The following is a 9,604-nucleotide window of genomic DNA, read 5'->3' as shown; positions in this document are numbered from 1 at the left end:
GTCGCTGATCGTCCCCAGGCTCGCCAGGCTCGCCGTCGTCCCGGAGGCCACGTTCACCACCAGGGTCTCCACCGCGCCGCCGGTGACGCCGCTCATGGTAAAGGTCTGGCCCGTCAGCTGCGACCCGGAGAAGGTCCCCGTCAGCCCGCTGCCGATCGTCACCGCCGAGATGTTGCTGAAGGTCGCCCCGGTCATGTCGATGGAGGCGGTCAGCGACACCGTATTGGTCCCGGTTCCGCCGTCCACAGCCTCGCCCGCACTCACCTCGCTGGTGGCGGTGTAGAGGAAGATGTCGTCGTTGGCGCCGCCGGTCAGGCTGTCGGCCCCGGCCCCGCCCCAAAGGGAGTCGTTGCCCGTATCCCCGACCAGGGTGTCGTCCCCGGTCAGACCGACCAGGGTGTCGTTCCCCGCCTGGCCCAGGATCGAGTCCACCCCGGTCCAGCCGGTGATGTTCTCGTTACCCGCTTCCCCGACAATTCTCACCGACAGGTTCGTATAGGTCAGGTTCGGCAGGGTGTAGGTCGCGCCGGACGCCACATTGACCACCAGGGCGGAGGATCCCCCCGTCCCGGTGGCCGAGGAGAAGGCCGCCAGCTGGGTGGTGTCCACCGTCGCTGTGACCCCGGCGGCCACAAGGTTTTCCACCTGGGTGAAGGTGACCCCCGGGTCGAACACCGTGGCGCCCGTCACGCGGACGGTATCGGTGCCCGAACCCCCGTCCACCACCTCCCCGGCCGCCGCATCGGTCGTCGCGGTGAAGAGGAAGGTGTCGTCGTTGGCCCCCGCGATCAGGCTGTCGGCCCCGGCCCCGCCGGAAAGGGTGTCGTTGCCCGAATCCCCGACCAGGGTGTCGGCCCCGTCGCCGCCGTCCAGGGTGTCGTTGCCGACGCCCGCCAGCACCGAGTCGGCGCCGATCCCGGCCGTCAGGCTGTCGGCCCCGGTCTCGCCAGACAGGGTGTCGGCCCCGTCGCCGCCGTCCAGGGTGTCGTTCCCGTCGCCCGCCAGCACGGTGTCGGCGCCCGCCCCGGCTGTCAGGCTGTCGGCGCCCGTCTCGCCCGAAAGGGTGTCGTCGCCGTCGCCGCTGCCCAGGGTGTCGTTCCCGTCGCCGCCGAACAGGGAGTCGGCGCCCGTTCCGGCCAGCATGAAGTCGGCGCCCAGGCCGCCCTCGGCCCGGTTGGCGCCGTCACCGGCCTGAATGCGGTCGTCGCCGTCGCCGCCCAGCAGGGTGTCGGCTGCGGTTCCAGCGGACAGGGTGTCCGCCCCGGCCTCGCCGATGAGGCTGTCGCCGTCGGGGCCGCCGCCCACGATCGAGTCGTTTTCGGTCCCCCCGGCCAGACTGTCCGCGCCCAGAGTGTCGCTGATCGTGTCGGCGCCCGCGCCGCTCACGATCAGGTCCGCGCCGGCCTCGCCGTCGACGGAATCCGCCCCCCCGCCGCTGAGAATCCGGTCGTCGCCGGCGCCGCCCAGCACCGTGTCGGCCCCGGCCCCGCCGATAAGGGTGTCCAGCCCCGCGCCGCCGCTGAGGCTGTTGGCGCCATCGCCGCTGGTGACGCTGTCCTCGCCATCGTCACCCAGGAAGGTGTCGCTGCCGATCCCTCCGGTAATGGTGTCATTGCCCAGGCCGCCAAAGCCGAGGTTGGCGCCGTCGCCCGGGTCGAGAATGTCGTTGCCGTCGCCGCCGGACAGGGTGTCGGCGCCGCCGAGAGCGGTCAGGGTGTCGGCGTCGGGGCCGCCGTCCAGCTGGTTGTCGCCCACCCCGCCCACCAGGCTGTCCGCCCCTTCAGCGCCGATCAGCTGGTCACTGGCGGGGCCGCCGTTCACAGTGTCGTTGTCGACGCCGCCATCCAGGGTGTCGGCGCCGCCGACAAGGGGATCATTGTCGCCGATGATCAGGTCCGCGCCGCTGAACCCGCTGAGGTTGTCCGGGCCGCCATTGCCGATCAGAGTGTCCGGCAAGGGGGTGCCGACGATCGGCGAGGTGAGGCTGCCGCCCACCAGGCGCACATAGATATCGATCTGGTTGTCGTTGTCCGTGTCCGCGAAGGCGTAGGTGTCGGTCCCCCCCACCGAGGTGAAGACAAGGTCGTAGAGGCCTGAAGAGATCAGGCCCTGGGCCTGGATCAGAGCCGAGGCGTAGGTCGGCGCATCTTCGGAGGTGAAGGCGGCGATACCCTGCCGGCCCAGATCCAGCTCGTCGCCGACGCCGGCGTCGAAGTCGGTGATCATCTCCATGGTCTCAGGGGTCTGGCCGCCGCTCTCCCCCCTGCGGATGATGAAGATGTCCGCGCCGTCGCCGCCGGTCAGGGTGTCGGCGCCCGAGCCGCCAGCGAGGGTGTCCGCGCCGTCCCCTGCGGAGAGGATGTCGGCCCCGTCGCCGCCGGAGAGGCTGCCGGCGCCGATCGAGGCGGTCAGGGTGTCGGCGCCGTCGTCACCGCTCAGGGTTCCGTCGCCCACCAGCCTGTCGGCGCCCGCGCCGCCAGAAACGGAGTTGGCCCCCAGATCGGCGTTCAGGCTGTCATTGCCGGCGCCGCCCGTGAGGGTGTCGGCGCCCCCGAGGGCCGCCAGGGTGTCGGCGCCGTCGCCGCCCTCCAGAAGGTTGGCTCCCGCATCGGCCTCCACGCGATCGTTGCCGTCGCTGCTCAGAACCGTGTCGGCCCCGGCGGAGCCGAGGACCGTGTCCGACCCCGCCCCGCTGAGAATGCTGTCGTCACCGCCGCTGGAGGTGATCCGGTCGTCGCCGTCACCGCCGAGCATGGTCTCGGCGCCCGCGCCGCCGTTCAGGGTGTCGTTCCCGGCGTCGCCGGTCAGGGAGCTGGCCCCCGCGCCCCCCTTCAGCAGGTCATCGCCGTCGCCGCCGACCAGGGTGTCCTGCCCCCCGACGCCGTCCAGGGTGTCGGCGCCCACGCCGCCATTGAAGAAGTCCAGTCCCGCGCCGCCGCGGATGTCGTCCGCCCCCTCGCCGCCGGAAGCCAGGACCGATCCGCCCGAATTCGCCGACAGGTCCAGCAGGTCGTCTCCGCCGCCGCCCATGAAGGTGGCCGTGCCGGTGGCCCCGGCGCCGATCACCGTGTCGTGGCCTGCGCCGGTATCCACCGTATCGTTGCCGCCGCCGGCAATGATCGAATCGTTCCCGTCCCCGCCCAGCAGGGAGTCCGCGCCGGTTCCGGTGGTCAGGGTGTCATTGCCCAACCCGCCGGTGACGCTGTTGGCCCCGGCGCCCACATCGATCCGGTCGTGGCCGTCGTCCCCGGTGGCGATGTCAGAGCCGGCCCCGGCCAGCAGGGTGTCGTCCCCCTGACCGCCGAACAGGGTGTTCGCCCCCGCTCCGGCCTGAACGCTGTCGGACCCGTCGCCCGTCTGGACCAAGTCGTCTCCGGCGCCGGCCAGGGCGGTATCGGCCCCGGTTCCCAGGTCGATCCGGTCGGACCCCCCGTTGCCGGTCACGCTGTCGGCCCCGTCACCCGCCGTGATGGTGTCCGAGGCCCCGCCGCCGGAAATCCGGTCGTCACCGGCATCGCCGGTCAGCGAGGAGGCGCCTGCGCCCCCGACCAGGGTGTCGGACCCGTCGCCGCCCAGCACGGTGGAGGCGCCGTCGTTGGAGATCAGGCTGTCGGCGCCCGCCCCGCCCACAATCATGGCCGCGCCCGTGGCCCCGTCGCCGACGACCGTATCGTCCCCGTCGCCGCCGTTCACGCTGTCCCCGCCGGCCCCGGCGCCGGTCATGACCACCCGGTCATTCCCGGCCCCGCCGATGACGGTGTCGGAGCCGGACCCGATGGTCAGGGTGTCGTCGCCCAGGTCGCCAAAGACCAGGTTGGCGCCATCCCCCGCCGACAGGCTGTCCTGCCCCTGGCCGCCCAGCACGGTGTCCGCGCCGGCCCCGGCGGAGACGGTGTCGTCCCCCAGATTGCCGTGAACATAGTTGGCGCCGTCGCCCGCGAAGAGGGTGTCGTTCCCCTGTCCGCCCAGCAGGCTGTCCGCGCCGTCCCCGGCCACCACGGTGTCATTGCCGACATTGGCGTTGACGCTGTCGCCGCCCCCGTTGGCCAGGATGCGGTCATCGCCGGCCCCGCCGGTGATCGTGTCGGCGCCGGTCCCCGCGGTCAGGCTGTCATCGCCGCCGTCCCCGGTGAGGCTGTTGTTTCCGGCGCCGGCGCTGATCGTGTCCGCGCCGTCGGCGCCGATCACCGTGTCGGCGCCCGCGCCTGCAGAGACGCAGTCCGCCCCGGACGCGGCGTCCACCCGGTTGGCGCCCTCGCCCGCCGCCAGCCGGTCGGCGCCGTCGCCACCATTGACGGTGTCCGATCCGCTCCCGGCGGTGACGGTGTCATCGCCCAGGTCCCCCGAGACGAAGTTGTCGCCGTCCCCGGCGCGCAGGTCATCACCGTCCTGACCGCCCAGCAGGGTGTCGGACCCGGCCTCGGCGATCACCGTATCGGCGCCGATATTGCCGTTGGCCCAGTTGGCCCCGGCGCCCAGCTCGATCCGGTCATTGTCCCGGCCGCCGTAAATGGTGTCGTTGCCCACCCCGCCGGTCAGTGAATCCGCGCCCGAATTGCCCTGCAGAACGTCAGAGCCTTCGCCGCCCGCGAAGGTGTCGGCGCCCTCGCCGCCATAGAGGCCGTCATCCCAGGCCGTCCCCAGAATGCAGTCCGCCCCGGTGGTGCCGGGAAACAGCATGGAAGAGTTCGGAAAAATGATCTGACCGGTCAGGCCCCCAAATCCGGCCAGGGCGGAGGCGTTGAACTCCCGGGTGACGCCGTTGAAGGTCAGGGCGATCCGGGGCTGGAGAGACGGCAGATCTTCCGGCAGGCCCGGCAGGGGAACGAACACCACCTGCACCATGGACGCCGAGGCCCCCGGCGTGGAGAAGGTCAGGCTGTCGCTGGCGGTGAAGGCCAGGGCTTGTTCAGGCGTGATCGTCTCAAAGGTATACGTCGCCACAATTCGTCCCCCGCCAGCCGGACATCCGGCGACCCACGCCAAGCACCTGATTCCAAATCTTGTGCAGAGCTTAATGATTTAGCGTCGTGCAGCAGTGGGACAAGGCGAGTCTTCGCCTTTATCCCCATAATTTAGGGGCGCCCGGGCGATGACCTCCGCTCGGGTGACCCCGTGATGGGTGGCGTCTGCAGAACGATGACAGGGAAGGCGGCGACGCCTGTGTCCTGACCGGTGAACAGGAGGCGGTCGCAGACCCTCCGTGCCTCAGGGGCAGGTTCGCCGCGGGGGGTTGCAGACCCCTCAAAGCGGGCTGTGCGCAACAGAAAAGGGCCGCCCCGAAGGGCGGCCCGATCCTTGGGCTCACTTCTGACCGGGGTCAGATCAGGAAGTCGCCACCGGCAATATCCACGACACCGTTGAACGAGATCGCAGTGTCGATCACGTTGTCATCATTGGTGTCCGCGAACAGATAGGTCGCTGTGGTCCCGACGGACACGACGACCAGGTTGGACGTCCCGGCGCCGATCACACCCGTGGCTGCGGTCAGGGCGCTTCCGAAGGTGGACGCCGCGACCAGGGTCTCCACCGAACCCCCGACACCGACCGACAGCTTGTCGACCGTGGTCGTGAAATCGGTGATCCGGTCGATGGCGCCTTCGGTAAGGGAAGAGGCGTCGCCCGCCGCGAAGACGAAGCGATCGGCCCCGGCGTTGCCCGTCACCGTGTCGGCGCCTGCGCCGCCGGTGATCGTGTCATTGCCGGCCCCGGCCACAATCGAGTCGCCGCCCGTATTGCCGAAGAGGCTGTCCGCGCCGGCGCCCGAGCTGACGATAGTGTCCGCCCCGTCGCCGCCGGTCACGGTGTCGGCCCCGATCCCCGAAGTCAGGGAGTCGTCGCCCGCACCGCCGCTGACATTGTTCGTCCCGGCGCCGGCAACGACCGTGTCGCTTCCGTCACCCGCCATGATGGCGTCATTTCCGGCATCGGTGGTGATGCTGTCACCGCCGGAGCCGCCGTCGACAGTGTCGTCACCGCCGGCGCCGGTGATCTGGTCTGCGCCGTCGCCGCCGCTGACATTCTCTGAGCCCACACCGCCGGTGACGGAGTCGTTACCGGCTCCACCCGTGATGGTGTCGGCGCCGCCACCGGACGTGATGGCGTCAGCACCGTCGCCTCCGGAGAGGTTCTCCGACCCGAGGCCGCCCATCAGCTTGTCGTCGCCACCTTCGCCGGTGAGCGAGGATGCGTTCGCGCCGCCGGTGAGCTCGTCGGCGCCTTCGCCGCCGATCAGGGTGTCGAGACCGCCTGCGCCGCCGTTCAGGGTGTCGTTGCCGGCGCCGCCGACCACGTAATCCATGCCCGCGCCGCCGGAGTAGCTGTCGGCGCCGTCGCCGCCGTCGGCGGAGACGGAGTAGGCCGAGCCGGTCACCACGAAGGTGTCGTCACCCAAGCCGCCGATCAGGGTCTGACGGTCGGTGTTGGCGGCGAGAGCCGAGATGAAGCGGTCATTGCCCGCATCGCCGTTGACCACGTCATTGCCACCCGCGGTCGTCAGGGTGTCGTTGCCGTCACCCCCGGTCAGGGTGTCAGCGCCGGCGCCCCCGTTGATCGTGTCGCTGCCGGCGCCGCCATCGACATTGTTCCGACCTGCGCCGGCCGTGATGTCGTCGTCGCCCGCACCACCGGTGATGACGTCATTGTCGTTGCCCGCCGTGATGACGTCGTTGCCGTCATCCCCGGCGACCGTGTTGTCGCCGGCATTGACGACAATCGTATCGTTTCCGGCCCCGCCGCTGACATTGTCGTTGCCGGTACCCCCGGTAACGCTGTCGTCACCGTCTCCGGCGTTGACCACGTTATTGCCGTTGCCGCCGGCGCCCGTATCGTTGCCGACGCCGAGGTCGAGGGTATCATTGCCATCAGCGCCGGTGATGCTGTCCGCGCCGTCGCCGCCGAGCAGGGATTGGCTGCCAGCGGTGCCGACTGTCGGGTTCTGGGCCGAGATGGTATCGTCGCCGGCACCGCCGATGACCGTAGAGGCGCCCGCGTTGGACAGGACAGTATCGTTACCGTCACCGCCATCGATCATGTAGGCGCCCGTGGTTTGGTCGGCGATCACCGTATCATTGCCGGCGCCGCCGCTGATGTTGTCCGAACCCGTCCCGCTCAGGATGATCCGGTCGTTCCCGTCACCACCGTTGATGGTGTCAGAACCCGTCGCCGCCGTGATGGTGTCGTTTCCGAGGTCACCGAAGACCAGGTTGCCGCCTTCACCCGCGTTGATGGTGTCCGCGCCCTGACCCCCGAGGATGGTGTCCGCTCCGGAACCCGCGGTCACGCTATCGTCACCCAGGTTGCCGTGCACGTAGTTGGCGCCAGCGTCGGCCACGATGGTGTCCCCACCCTGACCACCGAGCAGGCTGTCAGCCGCCGTACCGCCGGTGATGGAGTCTGCGCCGGCATTGCCATTGACGCTGTCCATGCCGCCGCCGCCGGTGATGACGTCGTTATCGTCACCGCCAGAGATCGTATCGGAACCCGTGCCCGTCGTGATGGTGTCCGTCCCGGCGTCGCCGGAAACGCTGTTGGCGCCGTTTCCACCGTCAATGCTGTCGATGCCGGCGCCGCCCATGATCACGTCATTGCCGCCCGTGGCGGCAATCGTGTCGTTGCCCGCGCCGCCATCCAGGACGTTGGCGCCGCTGCCGCCATTCAGGCTGTCATTGCCGTCGCCACCCGTCAGGGAGTCCGCGCCGGTCAGGCCCGACAGGGTGTCGTTGCCAAGGTCGCCGAACACCTGGTTGGCGCCATCGCCCGCGATCAGGCTGTCGTTGTCGGCGCCGCCATAGATCGTATCGGCGCCCGTGCCGCCGGCCACGACGTCGTCACCCTTGTTGCCGTTCACCCAGTTGGCGCCGGAACCGGTATCGATGACGTCTGCGTCCGCACCACCATAGATGGTGTCGCTGCCGGCGCCGCCGGACAGGTTGTCCTGGCCCATATTGCCCTGGAGCACGTCGTTACCGTCGCCGCCGACGCCGGTATCATTGCCCGAGCCAAGGTAGAGGGCGTCGTTACCCGTCGATCCGGTGATGTTGTCCACTCCGGTCGTGCCCACGTAGAGCATCGACGAGTCCGGGAAGATGATCTGGCCCGTCACGTTACCGACGCCGCCGGCGGCGACAAACTTCTCGCCGAAGGTCTTGGTCATGCCGTTGAAGGTCAGAGCGAAGGACGCCAGCGTGGGATTCGGGAAGCCGGCTGCGGCGTCCGTGATCACCACTGTCACCGCCGTCGCCGTGGCGCCCGGGGTCGTGAACGTCAGGGTGTCCTTGGTTGCGTCGAAGGCCAACGCATCTGCGGCGCTGATCGTCTCGAACGTGTAGGCGGTCATTCTTCTCTCCAGTGTGTTTCACTCGGACCGACGAAATGTCCGGCGCCACGACCCCATGGACACTTCCATCGGACGGGTTCCGGCGGTCCGTAGCCCCAAGCTGTGACCATCACATGACGTGCCACGGCGCAGGTTAAACGAGCCCGAACAAGCCGTAGCCCAAGCGATTCAATTGCGCAACTGCAAAAACCCCCGGTTTTCAGCGGCGCCGCGCAGGGGTGATGCAAGAAGGTCACGCACCCGATTCGGCGCCTCTACTTATCGCGCAGGGAGGCGTTCACCGTGTCCGTCAGCGGGCCGATGATATAGCCCATCACTGTGCGCCGGCCCGTGGTGATCATCACCTGGGCCGGCATTCCGGGGGTCACCGTCTCGCCCCGGGGCAGCTTGGCCAGCTCCTTCGGGTCGATCTTCAGGTCTGCGCGATAATAGGACTGGCCGGATTTTTCGTCGGTCAGCTCGTCCGCCGAGACATTGGTCACCACGGCGTCAAAGGGCGAGACCCGGCGGGTGGAGAAGGCGGTGATGGTCACCCGGGCCTTCATGCCGGCGGAAATCCCCTCGATCTCGTCAGGCTTGATTCGCGCGGTCACCGCCAGGGGCGCGTCGGAGGGCACCACCGCCATCAGAAGCTCGCCCTGCCCCACCACCCCGCCCACGGTGGACTGGGTCAGGTTCAGGACATAGCCGTCCACCGGCGCGCGCACCGTGGCGCCGGCCAGGGTCTGGAGGGCGGCGGCCAGCTTGGGCCGGGCGTCGGCCAGGGCGGCCTGCATCTGGCGCAGGCCCTCGGCCGACTGGCTGATTCGCTGATCGCTGAGGGCCGCCAGCTGGACCTGGGCCTCGCCCTTCTGCTGGGCCAGACGCTGCTGCTCGGCGGTCAGGGCGCCCCGGCGGCCGGCCAGGTCGGCCAGGGCGCGCTGATAGCGCAGGATCAGGGTCCTGGGGGCGTAGCCCTGGGCGTAGAGGGTCTGGTAGCCCTCCAGCTCCTGCTTCGTCAGGGCGACATTCTCGTCCAGGGCGGTGATCTGGGCCTGCACGCCGGCCATCTGCGACTCGATCTGCTGGGTGCGCTGGCGCAGCACCTCGGCCTGGCTGTCAAAGAACTGCAGCCGGCTGGCGAAGAGGAATTCCTGGTCGCGGATCAGGGCGCCGACCCGGGGGTCGGAGATCCGGGCGGTCAGCTCGGCGGGAAAGGCGATCTGCCGGGCGCCGGAGGCCTCGGCCTCGAACCGGGCCACCTGGGCGGCGTAGGTGTCGACCTGG

Annotated in this window: 3 protein-coding genes; all 3 read right to left on the bottom strand. The window is 69.7% G+C overall.

Features of this window, described 5'->3' with window-relative positions:
- Window positions 1-4,944, bottom strand: a 4,944-nt coding sequence (locus tag IM632_RS11935; protein WP_296552385.1) for a calcium-binding protein, incomplete at its 3' end; no start/stop codon positions are given.
- Between the two features lie 376 nt (window positions 4,945-5,320).
- Entirely contained in the window at window positions 5,321-8,338 is a 3,018-nt protein-coding gene (locus tag IM632_RS11930; protein ID WP_296523109.1) for a calcium-binding protein, read from the bottom strand.
- Window positions 8,339-8,592: 254 nt separating this feature from the next.
- A partial coding sequence (locus IM632_RS11925) for an HlyD family type I secretion periplasmic adaptor subunit (protein ID WP_296552383.1) occupies window positions 8,593-9,604 on the bottom strand: 1,012 nt, incomplete at its 5' end.

Source organism: Phenylobacterium sp. (assembly GCF_020402505.1).
Classification (GTDB): domain Bacteria; phylum Pseudomonadota; class Alphaproteobacteria; order Caulobacterales; family Caulobacteraceae; genus Phenylobacterium.
Note: the sequence above shows the minus strand (reverse complement) of the source record. Positions and strands in the feature narration are given on the sequence as shown.

Coding starts and splice junctions, on each gene's coding strand:
- IM632_RS11930 (WP_296523109.1), bottom strand. CDS start 8,338: ATGACCGCCTACACGTTCGAGACGATCAGCGCCGCAGATGCGTTGGCC.